A 22,216-nucleotide genomic window follows, 5' to 3' on the forward strand; every position below is an offset into this window, starting at 1 on the left:
TCAGCCTCGACCGAGAACTGGGTCGCAACCGTCGTGTCGTTGCCCGCAGCATCCACAGCAACGGCCGCGGCGACATCGACGGTCACTGTGCCGTCAGCGGCCGGTGTGATCGTGGCGGTGTAGACGCTGGCGGAAGTCGCCGTGAAACCCGACGCGGCGCCATTGCCGACATCGATATCACCGACAGTGAAGCCGGTGACGTCTTCGGTGAAGGTGAAGGTCGCCGTAAAGGCACCGACCTGCGTCGCGGACGGACCGGCAATCGCCAGGTCCGGAGCCGCCTGGTCGAGATCAGTCGTATCGGTTTCCGGATCGGATTCATTGCTGAAAATATCGGTGAGCGTAGCGCTCAGCGTCAACTCGCCATCGCCAAGCGCGGAGACATCAATACCCGAAATCGTATCGGTCGCAGTCGCTATCACGCCCGACGCGGTTACGTCTGTCCCGCCGCCGGCACTGGAGATGGCGTAGGCATAGGTCGAACCGACCTCCGCACCGGTGAAGCTGAATGAAATCGAACCCGCCTCGGCGGCATTTATCAGGCTGTCATCGAAGGCAACCGCGAAGCCGGTCGGCGCGGTGATATCCAGCCCCTCGCCTTCAACACCAAAGCTGTAGGGCGCCTCGTCGAGGTCATCATTGGCAATGTTGATCGTGGCGGAACGTGTCCCGGTCGTCGTCGGGTCAAACTCGATTGTGAACGTGGTCGATCCCGAGGCGGCGACACTGGTGGCCGGCTGCGTCGTCACCGAAAAATCCCCGGAAGCCGCACCGGAAATCGAGACGGCATCAGCGCCGAGGGTCAGCGGACCGTCGCCATTGTTCTCGATTGTAAAGGTCTGGCTATCGGTGCCGGAATCTTCGTTGAGGCTGGCGAACAGTGTGCCGTCGTCGCCACGTGGTGTGGCGTCGGCATCAGCAATTGAGAGACCTTCGCCGAGCACATCGATCTCAGGCGTCGTGGCAAAGCCGGTGATCGCAAAGTCATAGCGCGGCGTATCGAAATCATCCGTGCCGAAGGCGAGCGTCGTGGCTGCCGTCGCCCCGGTGGAGGTCGGGAGATACTGGACGATAAAGCTGGCGCTGCTGCCTGCCACAATCGGGCTGGTTGGCTGGCTGACCATGGAAAAATCGGAGTCCCCGAAGACATCGACAAGGGTCGAGCCGACCGTGTCGCCGGCGCGATCCGCCGGCGCGACAGAAAGAACCAGGTCGGTGGTGCCATTATTCTCGATCACAAAAGTGCGGAACGCGGCTACGCCAACATTCGTCGAACCAAAATCCGTCCCGTCATTGGCGCTCGGCGAAGCATCCTCGTCGGCAATCGTCAGGCCAAGCCCGGTCAGATTGACATCGGGCCCGCCGGCGCCTTCACCGGAAATGCCGAAATTGTAGGGGTTCTCATTGCTGTCATCATTGCTGATAAGGACCGAGACCTGCTGTTCGGGATATACGGTCGGCGCGAAGGTGATCTCGAACGTCGTGGACAATCCCGCCGCGACCGTGGTCGCCGGCTGGGAAGTCACCGTGAAATCATCGCCCGGCTGATCGAGCTGGACCGCATTGGTGCCCAGGGTCAGCACGGCGCTGCCAGTATTCTCAATGGTGAATGTGCGGGCGAGCGACTCACCGAGATTGACCTCACCGAAGAGCGTGTCGTCGGTCGCACTGGGCGAGCCATCGCCATCAGGGATGCTGACCGCATTACCGGTCAGATTGATTTCCGGAGCGGCAACGCCAGTGCCGGAGATATCGAAGGTGAAAGTCGCTTCATCCGCGTCATCGCTGAGAATGGTCAGGGTCACGCTGTCCGTGGCGACGGCAGACGGATCATACAAAATCTGGAAGCTCGAGCTGCCGCCTGCCGCAATCGGGCTTGCCGGTTGGGTCGCGACCGAGAAGTCGGCGGCATCGGCACCGCTGATGGCCACGAAATCGGGTCCGCCGGACAGGGTGAGCGCGCCCGTGCCGGAGTTCTCGATAACGAATGTGCGGGTGATCGAGCCGGCCAACGTATCGGTCGACCCGAGCAACGTTCCGTCAATGGTGTTGGGGGTCGAATCGCCATCGACGATGCTCACACCGAGGCCGGTCACGGCGATTTCCGGTTCCGGCGTGACCGCAGTCACGCTGAAGAGGTTGGACACCGTATTGCCGTTGAGATCGGCATCGAGCACGGAATCGGCTGGCAATTCGACTGTGACAGCACCCGGGCCTGCCGGGGTAATGGTCGCGGTGAAGTCCAGGCCGGCATCGGCGGACAGGGCGGACGCCACACCGTTCGTCACGCTCAGCTCGCTCACATCAAAGCCGGTGATCGGCTCGCCAAAACGGATTTCAATGATGAAGTCGCCCCCGACATCGGCCGATGGGCCGGTGATGGTAACGGACGGCACGATGGACAGCACGGTCAGCGTATCCGATGCCGGGTCCGCATTGATCGCGGTGATGGCATCGCCGTCATCGGCATTGCCGGTCAGATTGCTGGTTTGAAAGACATACCCGCCACCGGCGACGCCGCCGGGCAGAGTCACATCGACCTGGAAGGTGCAGGTCTCGCCCTCCAGGAGATTACCACCTGCAAGCGTGATGATGGATGTCCCGCTCACCGAAGAGCCCGTACCGCACGCATCGGCGAGCGGCAGATCGACGGCCACCATGCCTGAGATGACCGAATCCAGATCCAGCGTGAAAGCGAGATCGGTTGCGTCTGTTCCTTCGGCCGGCGCGATTGAGAATTCGATTGTCGACGTGCCGTCGTCCAGGATCGGAGACGTCAGAAATCCGGCACTGAAAAGGAGCGGTGCGCCACTGCCCTCGGCACCGGCAATCGCCAGCGCGACCGAGATGGAGTCCGCCGTGACTGCCACGCCATCAATCGTGTACTGAAAATTCGCGGTGGGCCCGGCATAGGACCCGGCTTCAGCTGCTGCCGGCACCTGGACATTCACGTCGAATGTGCACGAACCCCCGGCCGCAATGTCGCCGCCTGTCAAGATGAGGTTCGTGGTGCCGGTGATTGACGAACTCCCGCCACAAGGCGTGCCCGGCAAGGCGCCCGACGCTGCCATGGTGCTGATGATGTTGGCGAGATTCAGATCGACGCGAACGCCGGACATGGCATTGGTGCCGCTGGTATTGGTGATCGTGTAGCGCAGGGTGGTGATATCGGCGGCGTCGACCGGGCTGTCGACAAACTCGACCGAGAGATCGGCCGGCTCAATGATCTCGACGTCAACCGACGCGGCCGAACTGTCATTGTCGGCCTCATCCTGGGCCGCTCCGGCACCGACACTGAGCGACACGGTACCGGCGCCGGTTGGCGTCACGGTGACGGAGTAACTCCTCTCATAATCACCGATGGATTCGGCATCAGGATTCCCGACGACAAAATCGCTCAGCGTCGCACCGGTCACGCTGATATCACTAATGGTGAAGCCATCAACCGGCTCATTGAAGACAATGCCCATTGTGAAGGGAGCATTCGGCAGGAAGCTGCCGGGGACGGCAACAACGGTGCTCGGCCCCGTCGTATCGGCGACGACGGTAAAGCTCGCATCGGGGATGGCGATGTCGAACGCCGCATTCGTGGTGCCGGTGGCAAAGCCGATCAATCGGCCGCCGGAGAGCGTATAGACGCCTTCGGGAATAGTGCTAGGCACCGAAACATTGAAGGAGATGCTGCATGATGTTGCAAAGCCACTACTGATCGCGCCGCCGGTATGGGTGACGGTTTCATTGCCTTGCGCGAGATCGATCGAACCGCCGCAGCTGTTCGTATAACCATTTGGATTCGCCGACCCGACCGTGATTCCGGCATAGGCATCGCCGAGATCGAAACTGAATTCGAAACCCGAAAAATCGTCGTTGAGCGAAAAATCCAAGATGGAGAGCTGATAACGAAGCGTGTCACCGGCCAGCAGCTGCCCCGGATTGCCGAGCTCGGGCGTGGCGTCGCTGAGACTCGCACTCACCAAGGGCTGACCGTCGGTCTGCGCGCCAGCTGCAGCACCGAAGAGGATACCCGCAGACATTGTGGCCAGGGCAGCACCGCGCACGAGCTGAAAACAGCCATCACGCAAAAAATTGAGCCGGTCAAACATCTCGAAATCCCCCTGCGAACGCCGAAACGCCCAGCCAAATCTCCACCTGCGCGATCCAGACGACCACGCGATGGGAGCAAATCAGGCCGACACTAGACCGGATCGAACGGAAGCAAAAGGCGACAAACGGGGACAATGCGTGAATATTTTTAGTTTCTGCCGCTTCGTCCCCGCGCCACCAAGGTTTCTAAATGCGCTTCTTCGTCATTGGCTTGCAGCCTGTTTGGCTGCCGCAGCCCTGGCTCGCCTGTCGAGCTTCCTTGCCAGGCCCGCATGCAACCGGGCGTGGCGGTCCGGCGTAAGCGGATAGCCCCAGATCAGGGGCACGGAAAGCGCGTAAAGCGCGATCGGCCCGAGACAGTAAACCAGCCGCAGGGACAACACCCCGACCGCACTGGAAGCCTCCAGATCGCCGGACGCCTGATAGCCCAGCGTTCCGACAATCCCCAGCGCCATGCCGGTGAAGATCGCGGCTGCGAGTTTTTCCGACAGGCCCAGCACGGCAAAATAGGTTCCGGCCCGACGTCCGCCGGAGCGGACACTGTCGATGTCCACGACATCTGCAAGCATCGCCAGCGGCAGGAATTGCAGGCCGCCAAAGGCAAAACCCTTGAGCAGGAAGAGGCAGAAGAAGGCAAAATAGTCGCCGCGACCAAGCAGGAGATTGCAGGCGCTGACCACGCTGACGAAGCCGAGCGTCACCATGAAGGCGTGGTGCTTGCCCATGCGCTTGCCCAGCCAGAGCCAGAACGGGATGGCGGCGATACCGGAGATGAAATACAGGAAATAAGCCGCCCCGATGGTCGGAATGCCGATGATGTCGCGGATAAAAAAGAGCGACACGGCATTGCGAAGGCTCTCGCCGGCAATCACCAGGAAGGCGATGATGAGCACGCGGCGCATCGGCCCGTTGCGCCAGAGATGCCGGAAGCCCTCGATCATCGGCACGCGCTCGCGCAGGGCGGGCGGCGGCTCCTTGACGGTCGCGATGATCAGGCCTGACAGTAGCGGGACCGATATGATGATGGCGATGGCAAGCCCCATCAGGACCGGGCCTGTAAGCGCTGCGCGACTGGTCGGAATGCGGGTCATCAGCTCGCCGGTGAAGGCGCCGGACACATCGCGCCAGATCGCCGAGAAAATCTCGGTCACCGCCCCGCCATCGGCAAAGATCTCGATCACCATCGGCACGGCGGCGGCCATCAGAAGTCCGGTCAGATAGTAGAATTCCCGCGCAGCAGTGACCTGGCTACGGGCATGGTAATTCGAGGACAGCTCCGCCCCCCAGGCCCGGAACGGAATCTGGATCATGGTCGCACTGGCGAAGAACAGCGTCAGCCAGACCAGGAAGTAGACAATTCCGGCATCGGCCGGCGGCACAAAGAGGAACCAGGCCGAGACCATCAGCGCCGGCGCGCCCAGCGCGATGTATGGCTTGCGGCGACCAAACCGGGTCCGGCCACGATCCGAAATCTCCCCCATCAACGGATCGGTGAAGACATCGGTGAAGCGGGCGATCATGATGATCAGGCCGATCGCCTGCAGTGATATTCCGAGCTGACCGGCATAGTGGGCGGGCAGCCAGATCGCCAGCGGATAGCCATAAACGGCCAGCGGAAGGGCGAGCGAGCCGTGCAGGAAAATCGTCGACCGCTTGATCGCGGTTTCGGGTCCGCCGGCAGGCGCGTGCGGACTCGGTGCGGCCGGAGCAGCCGTCACGTCTGCGGTCATGATTGTCCTCCCAGTACGGTGGCCATCCCTGTTGTTATTTCGGGTCGGTCACTTTTTCCAAGTCTGAGTATGCCGGGAGGGTGGTGTCAAATTAAACGGGAGAGAATCCGCAGTCCGAAAACATCAGGCACGGACCGCACCGACCGGCCCCAGCTCAGCGCTGCGGGACCGGTCCGGTCGAGTCGCGGTGGATGATCTCATAGTCGAGAAACTCATTCGGCACTTCCTCGGTGCCGGGCAGCTGATTGGTGGCAGCATCAATCAATTGCCGCGTCGCCTCATTGCCCATGGTCAGGAGCGGCTGGCGCACCGTGGTCAGGGCCGGCCACATCTTCTCGGCGATCTCGGAATCATCAAAACCCACCACCGAGACGTCCTGCGGCACATCGATACGAAGCCGGTGCGCCGACATCAGCACGCCGGCCGCCATGTCGTCATTGGCGGCAAACACAGCCGTTGGCCGGTCTGCGAGGGCGAACAGGGCGTCACCCGCTTCCAGACCGGTCGGGAAGTTGAAATCGCCCGGACGCACCAGGGCCTTGTCGAGCGCGATCCCGGCGCCGGCGAGCGCATCACAGTAACCGGCATAACGTTCATGGGTCGCGTTCTGGTCTTCCGCACCGCGCACAAAGGCGATGCGTCGGTGGCCGAGCGAAATCAGGTGCTCGGTCAGTTCGCGCGCCGCCACCCGCTCATTGATCTTCACGATGATCCGCGCGTCGGGCAGATTGTTCGGGCCGACCCGCGCAACCGGCACATCGAACCGTTCGAGGACCTTGTACAGCCGCTCGTCATTGGACAGCGGCGGCACCAGGATCAGCCCGTCCGGCTTGGTCGCTTCCATCAATTGCTCGAAGCGCGCGACCAGATCCGCCTCGGGCATGTCGCGCAAATCCTCCATCAGCGACACCATGAGCTGATAGCCCCGCTGCTGGCAGGTCTGCACAGCGCCAAACTGGATCGCATTGACATAGGCCGAACGATGCGAGTGGCTGACCAGGTGGATGGCATAGGAGCGTCGGCTGCGCAGTGCGCGCGCCGTCGTGGACGGCACATAGCCGACTTCGGCTGCCGCAGCGCGGACCTGTTCGCGCAGGCCGTCCTTGACGTGCGGCTCATTGTTGAGAACACGCGACACGGTCTTGATGGAAACGCCAGCCTTGTTGGCAACGTCGATCATCCTCGCCATGGCACGGCCTCCACCTGCGACGGCATCCGTATCACACCCCGCATGCAAGTCATTGCGATCCGTCGATCTGACCAACGATGCGGGCATGCAGGGCTCGATTCAATGGTAACTTCAGAATCAGCAGTGTCGAGAGGGCCAGCAAAAGGGACGGCATCAGGAAGATGTGAAAGCGAATTCCGTCCACGGTTTCAGAACTCTGTGTGGTCGCATCGATGTCGTAACCGACCTGCGACAGCATGAAGCCGACGAACAGCCCCATGAGGCCGCCGGACAGTTTCTGGACCAGCAGGACCGAGCCAAACACCGCCCCCTCATTGCGCTCGCCTGTTTTCCACTGGCCGTATTCCACGGTGTCCGGAACGAAGGACCAGACCAGCACGCCAAACGCTCCGAATGCCCCGCCATAACCGATGATCTGCAACGGCACGCCGGCCACGACGCGGGCGCCACTGACAGCGAGATCGAGCCCGCACAGGATTGCCAGCACACAGGCCAGCGTCCAGCCCGCCTTCTTGCCGAAGCGGCGGATGAACAGCGTCCAGACCGGGATCGAGGCCAATGTCGCCGTGGCATAGGCGGTCATTACGACCTCCTTGCGGGCAAAAACCGGCGCATTGACCTCGATGAAGAAACTCAGCGGGATCAAAAGGCTCGCCACGGCTCCGGACTGCAGGAAGATCATCACCAGCAAGACGGCCAGAGCCTGGTTGTCGCGAATGGCGGGCAGGAAGCGCCAGATGCCGGGCGGTTCGGCCGTCGCACATTGCCCGGGCGGCGGGCGCTCGCGGGTGCCCGCAAAACACAGCAGAAGTGCCACAGTGGCGATCACGGCGCCGATCACCGCGGCCATCTGGAAACCGGCGGCTGCGGTATCCTCGCCGCCGCCGAAATGACGCACCAGCGGAAACCACAGACCGGATACGGTGAGCAGGCCGGCAAAGGCAAAGAACATGCGCACGCCGGAAAAGGTGGTCCGCTCGACACTGTCATAGCTGAGCCTTGAGGCGAGTGCGGAATAGGGAACGGCAACGACCGTGTAGGCGGTGCGGAAGAGGATATGGGCCGCTGTCAACACGGCGATCAGCGCCATGCCATCCAGCGGCGGGATCCAGAACAGGAGGCAGAAGCTGAGCCCCAGCGCACCGCCGCCGAACAGGATGTGCGGGCGATAGGTGCCATGACGCGACCGGGTTCGCGCCGAGAGGCTGGCGACGACCGCATCGGTCACCGCATCCCAGGCCATGCCGACGAAATAGATCGCGCCCGCAACCGCCGGGCTGAGCCCGACCACTTCGGCATACCAGAACATCAGGACCAGCGAGAGCGAGTTCCAATAGATGTTCAGACCGAAATCACCGATCCCGTAGCCGGCATAGCGCCGAAGCTCGCTAGCAGCCGCCAACTTGCCTCCCCTTCCGGCCGGCATCAGACCAAAAGAGACAGGATGAGCGTCGTGGCGAAACCCGCAAGGCCGATGATCAGCGTCGCCACGGTCCAGCTCCGCAGCGTCTGGCGCTCACTTAGCCCGAAAATCCGGCTGACCAGCCAGAAGCCGCTGTCGTTGACATGCGACAGGGCGGTCGCGCCGGCGGCAATGGCGATCACGCACAAGGCTGTGTCGGCAGGCGACAGGCCGGCCGCGATGACCAGCGGCGCCGTCAGTCCCGCCGCGGTGATCATCGCCACCGTCGCGCTGCCTTGGGCGACCCGAACCAGCAGGGCCAGCACGAAGCCGGCCACCAACGGAGCGAGACCAAACGCGGTCGCAGCCCCGGCGAGCTGCGCACCGGCGCCGGTATCAACGAGGACCTGCTTGAAGGCCCCGCCAGCACCGGTCACCAGGATGACGGCCCCGGTCGGCTCCAGCGCCCGGGCCAGCCCTTCCCGGAGCCGCGCGCGGGCGGCGTCATCGGCGGGACGGAACACCAACATCGTTGCCCCGCAGGCAATCAGCAGGGCCATGAAGGGGTGACCGACAAAGGCAATCGTGTCGCCAGCCAGACCACCCAGCCCGAGGCCGGATGCCAGGGTTCCGATCAGGATGAGGACCAGGGGCAGGCAGATCAGGCTGGCGGCCCAGGCCGCGCCGCCCGCACGCACCGGTATTTCCGCCGTCTCGCCGGCCAACGGCGCCGGCGCCTGGGTCCCGCCAAGCAGGCCGCGCCGGTCAAGCCAGCCGGTATAGAGCGGCCCGGCCAGGCCCAGGGCCGGAAGGCCGGCCACGGCACCAAACAGGATGACGAGACCGAGGTCAGCGCCGAGGATTTCCGCAACGGCAATCGGACCCGGGGTTGGCGGGATGAAGCTGTGTGCCACTGCGAGGCCGCAGGCGAGCGGCAGGCCGAAGGTCAGCGCTGCACGCCCGGTCTTTCGCGCAAAGGCAAAAACGAGCGGCGCGAGGATGATCAGGGCGACGTCGAAAAAAACCGGGATCGAGGCCAGAAGGCCGAGCCCGCCCATCAGCCAGCGACCACCCGCCGGCGTTCGCCCCGCCAGCAATCGGCCGGCCAGGCGTTCCAGGCCGCCGGATCGCTCGATGATCACACCGAACAGCGCCCCCAGCCCGATGACGATGGCCACAAAGCCGAGCGTGCCGCCCATGCCCCGCGTGATCGTGTCAAAGGCCGCCTGCGGTGCCAGCCCGGCCGCGATCGCCGCGAAACAGCTGACCAGGATCAATGCCGCGAAGGCCGGCATGCGCGCCCGCAGGATCAGCACCAGCAGCGCCGCGATCGCCGCGAGAGTGGCCAGAAGCGGCCGGTATTCAACCAGGAGCGCGCCTAGCTCCATTGCACGCCCCGGCTTCGCGTTTCGACACGCAGCAAGCGATCCTGCGCAGTGATGAAAAGCTCACCACCGCCCTCGCCCCCGAAGGCACAATTCGCCGTCCCGCGCCCGGTGAGGATACGTCCGAGCAGGGCCCCGTCCGGTCCCAGCACCAGGATGCCGCCCGGCCCGGTCGCAAAGAGATTGCCCGTCCGGTCGACCGCCATGCCGTCCGGCAGGCCCGGCCCGTCGAGCCCCTCGGCATTGAAGAAGATTGCGTCGCTCTCGACCGCGCCGGCCGGATCAAGCCCCAGCACGCGGATCATCTGGGCCTCGGGGTCGGATTGAGCGACGTAAAGACGGCGCTCATCGGGAGAAAGGGCGATCCCGTTGGGGAAGGTCATGTCATCCAGCAGGCGCTCGATCTCGCCAGTCGGTCGCCGCCGATAGACGCCATTGGCCGCCATTTCCTTGAGCGGCGACGCGTCCAGCCCTGCAAGCCCATAGGGCGGGTCGGTGAAGTAGATCGTACCGTCTGCCGCCTCGACGAGATCATTGGGCGAGTTGAAGCGCTGCCCCGCGAACGCGGTCGCGAGCGGAGTACGGACCTGGCTGTCCGGATCAATCGAGACGACTGAACGCGTTCCATGAATACAAGCAAGCAATTGCCCGTCAGCGCGCATCCACAGACCGTTGGCACCGGGTTCACGGAATCCGGCCGCCTCTGAAGCGGGGATGCCGGACGGGTCAAGCCAGGTTTCCACATCCCCCCCGGGCCGCCAGCGATAGGCGCGATTGCCCGGCACGTCGGTGAAATAAAGGCAGGACCGCCGGCGGTCCCAGGCCGGGCCCTCGGCCCATTGATAGCCGGTCCCAAGAAGGTCTGCCGTCGCATCGGGACTGATCAGCGCGTCGAGGCGCGCATCAAGGCGCTCGATCATGATCTGGCCGCTTGCCGGTTCGACGGCATTCGAGATGCGCGAGCAGGCGCCCACGACGAGGCTGGCGGTCGCACCGGCCAGCAGGGTACGGCGTGTCGGCATCAATTGACCTCGATCCGGGTGGCAATGGCGGCGGCGGGCCGGTCGGAGATGCCGACCCCGCTGATCATCAGACGGGCGGACTGGCGCAGGTCGGCGGATGATGCGCCGACGCTGAGATCGATTGCGCCAGCCTCGATGCGCCAGACGCCCGGCGCCTCAAAGATGGCAAACTGGGCCGGATCGAGCTCGAAGGTCACTGTCCGGGTCTCGCCCGCCGCCAGTTCGACGCGGACAAAGCCGCGCAATTCGATCCGCGGGCGGGCCACCGAGGCGACGGGGTCGCGCATGTAGAGCTGCACAACTTCGTCGGCCGTGCGGCTGCCCGTATTGGTTACCGGCACCGACAGGCGCACCGTCTCGCCTGGCGCGACCTCCGGCCGGTCGAGCTCGATCGCGCCATACTCAAACGACGCATAGCTCAGCCCGTGGCCAAAGGCATAAAGCGGCGTGATCGGCAGGTCGTGGAAACGGTTGCTGTCTCGCGACAGGTCGGGATCCGCCGGGCGCCCACCGGGATATTCAGAATAGGTGAAAGGCGCCTGCCCGGTCGTGCGCGGAAAGGAGACCGGGAGGCGGCCAGCCGGGGAGATCCGGCCATAAATCACGTCAGCCAGGGCCGGACCGGCCTCGACACCCAGCATCCAGCTTGCAAGGACAGCGTCGGCGCGCTCGGCGATATCGGGGATGGCCAAGGGTCGACCACTGACCAGCACCACGGTGACGGGCCTGCCGGTGTCGAGAATGGCGCTGGCCAGGGCACGCTGGCTGGCCGGCATGAAAATGTCGGACCGGCTTCGCGCCTCGCCCGACAGGTCATAGTCCTCGCCGACAACCAGGATGACATGATCCGCCGCCTCGGCCTCGGCGACAGCCGCCACTATACCCGACAGGTCATCGCTGCCCGGTTCGGTACCCGGTGCGTAGCGGACATCGAAGCCATCAGGCGATTCGTCGCGCAGGCCGTCAAGCAGGGAGATGACAGTATCCGGCGTCCCGCGGGCCCGCCAGGAACCGAGCTGGGTGGAGGCATCCTCCGCCAGCGCCCCGATCACGGCAATCCGTCCGCGCCCTTCGCCCAAAGGCAAGGTGTCATTGCGGTTTTGCAGGAGGACGAGACTGCGCGCGGCGATACGGCGGGCCTCGGCCCGCGACGCGGCCGTCAGCATCACGTCGGCCTCGCGCTGGGCATTGTGATAGGCCATCGGCGTGTCAAAAAGGCCGAGCCGCTCCTTGGCAGTCAGCACATGTGCAACAGCGCGGTCGAGATCAGCCATCAGCGCCGGCTCAGCCTCGATCGCAGCAGCAAGATCATCGGCAAAAACCGTGCTGGTCATGTCCATGTCGACGCCCGCCCGCAAGGCGAGAGCCGCCGCCTGGACCCGGGTTTCGGCCACTCCATGATTGATCAGCTCGGCAACTGCATTCCAGTCACTCACGATCATGCCCTCGAAGCCCCAGCGGGCGCGCAGCACGTCGTCGATCAGGTGTTCATTGGCCGTGCTGGGCACGCCCGCGATGTCGTTGAATGCGGTCATCATCGAGCCGCTCCCGGCGGCGCTGGCAGCATGGAAGGGCGGCAGGTAGACCTCGTGCAGGCTGCGCTCGGACAGGTCTGCCGTCCCGTAGTCCCGCCCTCCGGTCGGAGCGCCATAGGCACCGAAATGCTTGGCCGTCGCCATAATCGTGGCACCAGCCGCCAGATCGCCACCCTGGAAGCCGGCAACCTGCGCCACGGCAAGGCGTGATCCGAGATAGGGGTCACTGCCGCCGCCCTCGACGATCCTGCCCCAGCGCGGGTCGCGGGCAATGTCGATCATGGGAGCAAAGGTCCAGTGCAGGCCTGCCGCGCTCGCCTCATCGGCGGCAATACGGCTTGCGGCCTCGAGATCGGCCGGGTCCCAGCTGCTGGCCATTGCGATCGGGACCGGGAAGATGGTGCGATAGCCGTGGACCACATCCATGGCGAACATCAGCGGAATTCCAAGCCGGCTTTCTTCGACGGCGACCCGTTGCAATTCGCCCAGTGGCGCGGCCCCCGCGACATGCAGGTAGGACCCGATCTCACCGCGACGGACCCGGTCGAGCTCGTCCGGTGTGAGGCGGGAATTGAGATTTCGGGACCGGCCTCCGGCTACCTGGTTCAGCTGGCCAAGCTTCTCCGCCAGAGACATCTCGGCCAACAGGCGTGTCACTCGAGGCGACCAGGTCTCGACGGGAGTGGCTTGAGACAATGCGATTGATTCAGTCACCGGGCTGGAATCGACCGGCTGGCACGCGGCGAGCACCGCGGCAGCGGCGAGTGCTGGAATATGCAATTTCATGGAACCTGCCTGGCCTGCGGCGGAAAGAAACCGGAGCGCCGCGAAGGCGCTCCGGCGCTGAGTTCAGAGGGATAGGGAACCGGCCAGGAGCCAGCACAATTGACCCGCAGGACCGGTGGCCGGACACGGATGCCAGGCAATGCCAAATGCTCGAATTGTCATGCCTATCCTCCCCGTCGACCGCCGTTGACAGCGTTGTCAATTCCTGACAACTTCACGCCAAGAACGACGCCTGTCAAGGCAGGAGACGGATGATCGCGGCCATCAGGCAAACCGGTCGTCCCAACTCGACGCACCAAACAGGCGCAACAGCGAAGTGGGGGAAACAATGCTGCAGTGGGCCAAAGAGAACCGCGGTCCGGCGATCGCACTGGGCAGTCTGGCACTGGCCCTGCTCGCCGCATCGGCCAGCGCCGCCACCCCGTGCACCCCGTCCGCCGCCTTGCCCGGCGACGCGCCTGCCATTCGCCTCGGCCAGATCGGCTTTGAGACCGGCGCTCGCAAGCTGGCCATCCTGAGGACGGGTCATGATGCGCCCGTTGCCTGGCGGCTTCTCGATGCGTCGGGGAACATCCGGGCGGAGGGCATGACCATGGTCTTCGGCGCCAATCCGACGTCAGCCGACGCCGTGCACCAGATCGACCTTTCCGGTTTCGATGAGGCGGGGGACGGCTATCGTATCGAAGCTTGCTCCGCTGCCAGCCGGGCGTTCAGCATTGCCGAACGCCCCTTCGACCAGCTCAGCGTCGACAGCCTGACCTATTTTTACCATAACCGCCTGGGAACACCGGTTGATGCCGCCTTCGTACAGGGTGAGGCATGGGCCCGCGAAGCCGGCTTCCCGCACAGCACGCCGACCTGTTTCCACGGCACCGACGAGGCCGGCAATGCGTGGCCGGGATGTGACTACCGCCTCGACGTAACCGGCGGTTGGGCCGATGCTGGGGATTACGGCAAATATGTAGTCAATGGCGGCATTGCCGTCTGGACGCTGCAGAATTTCGTCGAACGCCTGAACCACCAACCCGCGGCCATCGCCGCAATCTGGGCTGATGGGCGCGCGCCGATGCCGGAGAATGGCAATGGCGTCTCCGACATTCTCGACGAGGCGCGCTGGCAGCTGGAATTCATGCTCACCATGCAGGTTCCGGAAGGCGCCATGCTGTCGGTTCCGCTCGGTCGCCAGAACGGCAGCGAACCCCTGCAGCTGACCGAAATCGCGGCGGGCGGGCTAGTCCATCACAAGGTTCATGAACGTGCCTGGCTGCCATTGCCCATCCTGCCGTCGGACACGCATGAGGAGCGCTTCCTACTGCCGCCCTCCACTGCCGCCAGTCTGAACCTCGCCGCTGCGGCCGCTCAGGCGGCCCGGCTTTGGAGCGAGATCGATCCGGCGTTCGCCAACCGGAGCCTTGCGGCCGCACGGCGCGCCTATGCTGCCGCCAGAGCCCATCCGGACATTTTCGCCTACGCCAATTTCGGAGGCGGTGGCGCCTATGGCGATTTCCGCCTCGAGGATGAATTCGCTTGGGCGGCCACGGAACTCTACATCACTACCGGAGAGGCCCGCTATCTGGCCGATCTGCAGGGCGAAGCGGAGACACCGGCCGAGGCAGCCATACTGCAAGTCCGTGGTGCGACAATCGCCTGGCCGGCCGTCGACCTTTTGCCGGCCCTGACCCTGCTGACCGCCGGGACTGACGACCCTGCGCTGGACGCCGCAGCCCGGCAGCAGGTTCTCGACACCGCGGAGACCTATCTCGTGCATCGCGAGGCCGAGGGCTACGCCTTCCCCTTCAGCCCGGACCAGTACGTCTGGGGATCAAACGGCAACCTCGCCAATCGCGGCATCGTTCTCGCCGTCGCTCACGACATCACAGGCGACGCCCGCTATCGCAATGGCGTCATTGACGCGATGGACTATCTGCTCGGCCGCAACGCGCTCGACCAGTCCTATATTGCCGGCTATGGCGAGCGCGCCATGCGCCATCCGCATCACCGTTTCTGGGCCGCCGGTGCCGATCCGGAGTTCCCGCCAGCGCCGCCCGGTGCCATTTCCGGCGGCCCCAATGCCACAAATATGAGTGATCCGGTGGCGAGCGAGATGCGGGGCCAGTGCGCAGCGCAGGCCTGCTGGAGCGACGACCACCGCGCTTATGCCCTCAACGAGGTTGCGATCAACTGGAACGCGCCACTGTTCTGGATCGCGGCCTTCCTCGACACCACCCACGCCATGACTGACACGGATTGAGGACATCACAATGACCCGACTGACCCGTACCCGCTGCCTCACCACCGCCTCACTGCTTTCCATGCTCGCACTGGGGGCGTGCCAGGCCAGCGATGAAGCCCGTGCCGCGCAGGACACTGCGGAAACATCCGCAACGATAACCGACACGGTCGCCGCCGATGGCGTCATCCATCCCGAGCTCTGGCCGGAAATCATCCCGCCGCCGCTCGACCCGGAAGTCGAGGCCCGGATCGATGCGATCATGGCGACGATGACGATCGAGCAGAAAGTCGGTCAGGTGATCCAAGCCGACAGCGGTTCGGTGACACCGGACGAAGTGCGCGAATACCGGCTCGGCTCGGTGCTCAGCGGCGGCAATTCGGCGCCCGGCCCCCTGCCCTATGCCGACACCGAGACATGGCTGGAAGCAGCCGACGCCTATTTCAACGCCTCGATCGACCCGGACGGCGTCGAGACGGCGATCCCGATCATCTGGGGGATCGACGCAGTCCATGGTCACGCCAATCTGCGTGGCGCCGTCGTCTTCCCGCACAATATCGGGCTCGGCGCGGCACGAAATCCGGACCTGATCGAGGAAATTTATCGGGTCACCGCCCGCGAGCTCTCGGTTTCCGGTCATGACTGGACCTTCGCGCCGACCCTCGCCGTGCCACAGGATGACCGCTGGGGCCGCACCTATGAAGGCTTCTCGGAAGACCCGGCCATTGTCGCCGCCTATGGCGACCGGATCGTGTTCGGGCTGCAGGGGCGTCCCGGCACGGATGACTTCATGTCGGCCGGTCATGTCATCTCCAGCGCCAAGCATTTTCTCGCCGATGGCGGCACAGCGAACGGCCGCGACCAGGGCGATGCGCAGATCTCCGAGGCCGAGCTGCGCGATATCCATGCCGCCGGCTATCTGACCGCCATCCCGGCCGGGGTGCAGACGGTCATGGCCTCCTTCTCCAGCTGGTGGGGCCAACCCATGCACGGCAATGAAGCGTTGCTGACCGGTGTCCTGAAGGACCGGTTCGGATTCCAGGGCTTCATCGTCGGTGACTGGAACGGGCACGGGCTGATCCTAGGCTGTACCTCCACTGACTGCCCGGACGCCTTCAATGCCGGGCTCGACATGTACATGGCGCCCGACAGCTGGCGCGAGCTCTACCACTCCACCCTCGCCCATGTCCGCTCCGGCGTGATCAGTGAGGAACGACTGGACGACGCTGTGCGTCGCATCCTGCGGGTGAAAATTAATTCGGGCATTTTCGAAGTCCAGCAGCCGAGCGACCGCCCGCTGGCCGGCAATGCCGACATCCTCGCCGCGCCGGAGCACCGCGCGATCGCTCGTCAGGCGGTCCGCGAAAGCCTCGTCCTTTTGAAGAATGACAGCCAGACCCTGCCGCTTGATCCCGGCCTCACTGTGCTTGTGGTCGGCGATGGCGCGGATGATATCGCCAAGGCGTCCGGCGGCTGGACCCTGTCCTGGCAAGGCGGCGGTCACGCCAATTCGGAATTCCCCAATGGCCAGACCATCCTCGACGGCATCCGCGAGACCGTGGAAGCCGCCGGCGGCAGCGTGATCCATGATCCGGACGGTACATCCGGCGCCATCGCCGATGTCGTCATCGCGGTCTATGGCGAGAACCCCTATGCCGAATTCCAGGGCGATCGCGAACATCTCGACTTCGTGCCCGCCGGTTTCGACACCGCGCGCCTCGCCGAACTGGGCGCCGACGGCACACCGGTCGTCTCTGTCTTCCTGTCGGGCCGTCCGATGTGGGCCAATCCGGAAATCAACGCGTCGGACGCCTTCGTCGCAGCCTGGCTGCCAGGCAGCGAAGGCGGCGGTATTGCCGACATGCTGTTCCGCATCGATCCCGACTTCGATTTCACCGGTCGCCTGCCCTACTCCTGGCCGGGCGATGCGCTGGGCGAACCGCTCAACCCGGGCGATCGGGACTACGCGCCGCTTTTCCCGCTCGGCTATGGGCTCGACTTTGGCGATGATGGCACGCTGGCGGCCCTGTCGGAGGTTTCCGGCCTTGCCGATGGCGACAGTGCACCGGACGGCACCTACTACACGCGCGGCCAGGCCGTTGCGCCCTGGCAGGCGTCGATCTGGTCGGGCCGGGACAGCGCATCAGCCGACTCATTGCCGGTTGATCTCGTCGGGATCCAGGTGCTGGCGACCGATCGCACGGCCCAGGAGGATTCCCTGCATGTTATCTGGCAGTCCGGCATGACGGGGCTGCGCCTCGATTCAGCCGAACCGGTCGATCTCGAGCGGCAGGCCAATGGCGCCATGGAGCTTGCCTTCCACGCCCGCGCCTTCGGCAATGCCCCGGAACAGGTCGAGGTCGGCATTGGCTGCACGGCAGACGACGAGTGCGAAGCCAGCGTCCCGATCACCATCATCCAGGGCAATTGGAGCGAATACCGCATCTCGCTCAATTGCTTCGCCGATGAGGGCGTGAACATGCAGGCGATCAGTTCCGCCTTCATTCTCACCCTGCACGATGGCGGCGGTGAAATCGGCGTCAGCGAGATCCGGCTGGAATCCGACACCGACGCCTTGCGAACCTGCGGTGACGCGGCAAACTGACAGCGAAACCATCACCGGCTTGCCGGACTGGCCCGGGCTGGCGCAGATAGGAAACCTGTCCGCCAGCCCGGAGATGCCCCGTGACCGCCGTGACCAACGCGCCCCTCTATCTGGACCGCCATGTTCATCATGCCGAACTGGTCCTCAACCGGCCCGAGCGGCGCAACGCGCTCAATGCGGCGATGTGGTCATGCCTGCCGGACTTGCTGGATGAGGCCGCAGCAGACGACAGCATCAAGCTGCTCGTTGTGCGCGGTGCCGGGGGCGCCTTCACAGCGGGCGCCGATATTTCGGAGTTCAACACTGTCTATGCCACTGCCGATGCGGCGGCGGCCTATACACGCTCCATCGCGGCGGGGCTGGATGCTTTGGCCCATTTTCCCAAGCCGACCCTCGCTGTCATTCGCGGCGCCTGTATCGGCGGCGGATGCGGGCTGGCCCTGTCCTGCGACCTGCGCTTTACCGCCTCGGACGGACGGTTCGGGATCACCCCGGCGAAGCTGGGTCTGGCCTACACGCTGAACGACACCAAGCGACTGATCGATGCGGTCGGCGTATCGGTCGCCAAGGACCTGCTGTACTCGGCCCGACTGATCGATGCGGCTGAAGCGCTGGATATCGGCCTGGTCAATCGATGCTTCGAACCGGACGCACTGGACGCGGAAGTCGGCGCCTATGTCGAGACCATGCTGTCGCGGTCAACCGGGTCGGCGCGGGCCATCAAGCGGGTGATCCATCTGATCCGTCAGGGTGTTGACAGCGATACCCACGAAACCCGCCAGCTTTTCCTGGATGCCTTTCGGAGCGCGGACTTCCAGGAAGGCTATCAGGCCTTCCTGGACAAGCGCCCGCCAGACTTCACCGGACGTAACTGAGCGGGACTATTCCGCCGGCGTTTCAATACTGTCGCCGCCAGCCGCCCGGGCTTCTTCCTCGAGCTGGCGGGAGACCCAGTTCGGCGTCTTGGTGAAGCGCCCCAGCACGCCGTAGGCCACAGGGATCACGAACAGGGTGAAGAGGGTCGCCACAGTCACGCCCGCAAAGATCACCACCCCGATCGTGATGCGGCTTTCTGCGCCCGGGCCGGAACCGATGACCAGCGGGAAGGCTCCGATCGCCGTCGAGATGCCCGTCATCAGGATCGGACGGAAGCGGGTCTCGGCGGCATCCAGCGTGGCCGTCCGCAGATCACGCCCCGTCTCGCGCAGCTGGTTGGCGAATTCGACGATGAGGATGCCGTTCTTGGCAGCGAGACCGATCAGGATCACCAGACCGATCTGGGAATAGATATTGAGGCTGGAGCCAACAAGTTCGAGCCCGAACAGGCCTCCAGCGACGGCAAGCGGCACGGTCAGCATGATCACCAGCGGCTGGATCAGGCTTTCAAACTGCGCGGCAAGCACCAGGAAGACGATCAGAAGCGCCATGCCGAAGGCAAACAGGATCGCGGAATTGGCGTTCAGGAATTCCTTGGCGCCGCCCAGATAGGTCGTGCTCATTTCCGGCGGCAGGTCGCTCTGCGCCCAGGCGTCGAGCCAACCGACTGCCTCGCCGAGCGTATAGCCCTCCGCCAGCGTCGCCGAGACCGTGACTGCGCGCTGGCGATCGACGCGGTTGCGGGAGGAGGCTTCACCGACCTCGCTCAACTCGACAAGATTGGAGAGCGGGATCATCTGTCCGCCACGACCTGACACATAGAGTGTTTCCAGATCCTGGGCGCTAGAGCGTTCCTCGCGCCGGTTCTCGAGGATGACATTGTAGGCCTCACCGCGGTCGATGAACTGACCAACCCGGCGGGAGCCGAGATGGGTCTGCAGTGTCTGGCCGATCTCGGCGACGGAAACGCCCAGATCAGCGGCCCGCTCGCGATTGATGTCGACGATCAGGCGCGGACTGGTCGGCTCGTAGTCCTTGCGGGCCCGCATCAGGCCCGGATTGCCTTCGCGGATAGCAGCCATAAGGCGCTCGGCCTGGCGGTCGAGGCTGCCATAGTCAGGGCCTTGCAGGACGAACTGCACGTCATCGCCGCCCCCGCCGCCGCCCAGCGAGGACCGCATTGAGGCGAAGGCCTGCACCCCGGTCAGTTGACCGAGACGGCCATTGAGTTCCCGCATGATCTCGCTACCCGCGCGGCGTTCGTCCCAATCGGTCATCGTGCCGATCACAAAGCCGGAATTGAACCCGCTGCCGCCCCAGCCGGGCGAGATCACCAGCACGCGGCGCAGCTCGCCGGCATCGACATATTCCATCGCTATGGCCTCGACCTGGTCGGCCTGTTGCGACATGTAGTCGAAGCTCGCACCTTCCGGACCGGCAAAGCGGCCGAAGAAAGATCCACGATCTTCCGGTGGCGTCAGCTCGGCGGGGAGCCGGTCAAGCAGGAAGGCCGAACCGGCCATTGCCACCGCCACAAAGGGGACGATCAGGAGCGGCATTTTCAGCGCGATCTCGAGACTGTCGCGATAGGAGCGCCGGGCCGCATTGACGAGGGTGTTGACCCATTTCGCCAGACCTTTCGCTTCACCGCTCGGACGCAGGAGCTTGGAGGCCATCATCGGTGAAAGGGTCAGCGCCACGAAACTCGAAAGCACCACGGCCCCGGCAATCGTCAGCGCCAGCTCGGTGAAGATGCGGCCGATGAAACCGGGCAGGAAGACCAGCGGAACGAAGACGGCAACGAGGACGGCCGTCGTTGCGATCACCGCGAAAAAGACCTGCCGGCCACCGCGCAAGGATGCCAGCGCCGGCGGTTCGCCGAGATCGACCCGACGCTGGATATTCTCCAGCACAACGATGGAATCGTCGACGACCAGGCCAATCGCGAGGACCAGGGCCAGAAGGGTCAGGATGTTGATCGAAAAGCCGGCCGCAGCAAGCACGGCAAAGACGCCGATCAGGCAGACCGGCACCACGGCAGCCGGGATGATCGCGGCGCGCAGACTGCCGAGGAAAAGATAGATCACCAGCACGACCAGCGTCGCGGCGATCGCCAGGGTGCGCCAGACCTCTTTGATCGATTCCTCGATGAAGACGGTATCGTCCGAAGCCGAGATCAGCTCCATGCCCTCGGGCAAGGTCATGCGGACGCGGTCCGCCTCGACGGCGATGGCATCGGCAACCTCGACCGAATTGGCCTGGCTCTGGCGAACGAAGCCGAGTCCGATCATGTTCTGGCCATTGCCGCGGAACAGGGTGCGCGGTTCTTCGGCGGCGAGTTCGACGTCCGCCACCTCCGCCAGTCGCACCACATGTCCCTCGCCGGTACGCGCGATCGGCAAACGGGCGAAAGCATCAGGGTCAGAGAACAGGCGCTCGACCCGCACCACGATCTGGGTGTCGGGCGTTTCGACCGAGCCGCCGGGCACTTCGACATTCTGGCTGCGCAGCGCGCCGTCGATATCGGCAACGGTGACACCGCGCGCGGCCATGGCCTGCGGGTCGAGCCAGATCCGCATGGAATAGCGGCGCTGTCCGCCAATCCGCACCTGGGCAACGCCATCGATCACGGAGAAACGGTCGACCAGGGAGCGTTCGGCGTAGTCGGACAGTTCCTCCGAAGTCATCCGGTCGGACAGGAGATTATACCAGATAAAGGGCCGGGCATCGCTGTCCTGCTTGCGGACCTCGACCTGTTCCACATCCTGGGGAAGGCGGTCGATGATGCGCGAGACGGCGTCACGCACATCATTCGCGGCAGCTTCGATATTCCGGTCCAGCGCGAAAGTGATGGTGACGCGGGACGAGCTGTCGCGCGAGGACGAGGTGATCGTCTCCACCCCGTCAATGCCGGAGAGCTGGTCTTCGATGATCTGGGTGACGCGGTTCTCGACAACTTCTGCATTGGCGCCGGGATAATCGGCCGAGACCGACACGACCGGCCGGTCGACATCCGGCAGCTCGCGCAGAGGCAGACCGCGCAGGCCCAGCACACCGAAAACAACTATCAGGGCACAGAAAACAAAGGCCAGAACCGGGCGACGAACGGCAATATCGGAGAGTGTCATTGCGCTGCGCCGCTCCCCGCCGCGGCGATGCCGGCCATGACGCCATCGGCGCCAAGGCTCGTCTCGCGGGTAATTGCGACAGGGGCACCGTCCCGAATGCGGTGAACGCCTTCTGAAATGATGCGTTCTCCGACCTCGAGGCCATCGAGCACTTCGACCATGGTACCGGTTCGGCGACCCAGTTCGATCGTCCGCTGGCGGGCAATGACGCCCTCCGGACTTTC

11 protein-coding genes and 1 pseudogene are annotated in these 22,216 nt (G+C 64.4%); 3 read left to right on the plus strand and 9 right to left on the minus strand.

Features of this window, described 5'->3' with window-relative positions:
* The 7 genes from QZZ02_RS13355 to QZZ02_RS13385 form a co-directional block, all read right to left on the minus strand.
* Positions 1-4,103: choice-of-anchor D domain-containing protein (locus tag QZZ02_RS13355; protein WP_291845123.1), on the minus strand; the 4,103-nt coding region annotated here is incomplete at its 3' end.
* A 204-nt stretch (positions 4,104-4,307) separates the two neighbouring features.
* Positions 4,308-5,834 carry an MFS transporter gene (locus tag QZZ02_RS13360; protein WP_291845124.1) on the minus strand — a complete coding sequence of 509 codons (1,527 nt, stop codon included), beginning with the start codon at positions 5,832-5,834 and terminating at the stop codon, positions 4,308-4,310.
* Positions 5,835-5,988: 154 nt separating this feature from the next.
* Positions 5,989-7,023: a LacI family DNA-binding transcriptional regulator gene (locus QZZ02_RS13365; protein WP_291845125.1), complete on the minus strand. Its 1,035-nt coding sequence runs from the start codon at positions 7,021-7,023 to the stop codon at positions 5,989-5,991.
* 49 nt (positions 7,024-7,072) lie between these two features.
* Positions 7,073-8,425, minus strand: a complete 1,353-nt coding sequence (locus QZZ02_RS13370) for a glycoside-pentoside-hexuronide (GPH):cation symporter (RefSeq protein ID WP_291845126.1) — start codon at positions 8,423-8,425, stop codon at positions 7,073-7,075.
* Positions 8,426-8,448: 23 nt separating this feature from the next.
* Positions 8,449-9,813 (minus strand): gluconate:H+ symporter, encoded by a 1,365-nt coding sequence (locus QZZ02_RS13375; protein WP_291845127.1) that lies wholly within the window; start codon positions 9,811-9,813, stop codon positions 8,449-8,451.
* Positions 9,804-10,832, minus strand: a complete 1,029-nt coding sequence (locus QZZ02_RS13380; RefSeq protein WP_291845129.1) for an SMP-30/gluconolactonase/LRE family protein — start codon at positions 10,830-10,832, stop codon at positions 9,804-9,806. The genes QZZ02_RS13375 and QZZ02_RS13380 overlap by 10 nt, the downstream gene beginning before the upstream one ends.
* Positions 10,832-13,153, minus strand: a complete 2,322-nt coding sequence (locus QZZ02_RS13385) for a glycoside hydrolase family 3 N-terminal domain-containing protein (protein ID WP_291845130.1) — start codon at positions 13,151-13,153, stop codon at positions 10,832-10,834. The genes QZZ02_RS13380 and QZZ02_RS13385 overlap by 1 nt, the downstream gene beginning before the upstream one ends.
* Before the next feature lie 328 nt (positions 13,154-13,481).
* Between QZZ02_RS13385 and QZZ02_RS13390 the strand changes: the two genes are divergently transcribed.
* The 3 genes from QZZ02_RS13390 to QZZ02_RS13400 all read left to right on the plus strand — a co-directional run bounded on the left by QZZ02_RS13390 (position 13,482) and on the right by QZZ02_RS13400 (position 18,863).
* Positions 13,482-15,404, plus strand: coding sequence for a glycoside hydrolase family 9 protein (locus QZZ02_RS13390; protein ID WP_291845131.1), 1,923 nt, complete (start codon positions 13,482-13,484; stop codon positions 15,402-15,404).
* Positions 15,405-15,414: 10 nt separating this feature from the next.
* Positions 15,415-17,988 carry a glycoside hydrolase family 3 protein gene (locus tag QZZ02_RS13395; protein ID WP_291845132.1) on the plus strand — a complete coding sequence of 858 codons (2,574 nt, stop codon included), beginning with the start codon at positions 15,415-15,417 and terminating at the stop codon, positions 17,986-17,988.
* Positions 17,989-18,068: 80 nt separating this feature from the next.
* Positions 18,069-18,863: an enoyl-CoA hydratase-related protein gene (locus QZZ02_RS13400; RefSeq protein ID WP_291845133.1), complete on the plus strand. Its 795-nt coding sequence runs from the start codon at positions 18,069-18,071 to the stop codon at positions 18,861-18,863.
* A 6-nt stretch (positions 18,864-18,869) separates the two neighbouring features.
* On the opposite strand, the gene QZZ02_RS13405 is transcribed toward QZZ02_RS13400, so the two are convergent.
* Complete coding sequence (locus tag QZZ02_RS13405; protein ID WP_291845135.1) at positions 18,870-21,992, minus strand: efflux RND transporter permease subunit; 3,123 nt, start codon at positions 21,990-21,992, stop codon at positions 18,870-18,872.
* A pseudogene (locus QZZ02_RS13410) lies at positions 21,989-22,216 on the minus strand (efflux transporter periplasmic adaptor subunit); the annotation flags it as partial. The gene QZZ02_RS13405 and the pseudogene QZZ02_RS13410, both read right to left, overlap by 4 nt.

This window comes from Maricaulis sp. (assembly GCF_015665295.1).
Taxonomy (GTDB): Bacteria; Pseudomonadota; Alphaproteobacteria; order Caulobacterales; family Maricaulaceae; genus Maricaulis.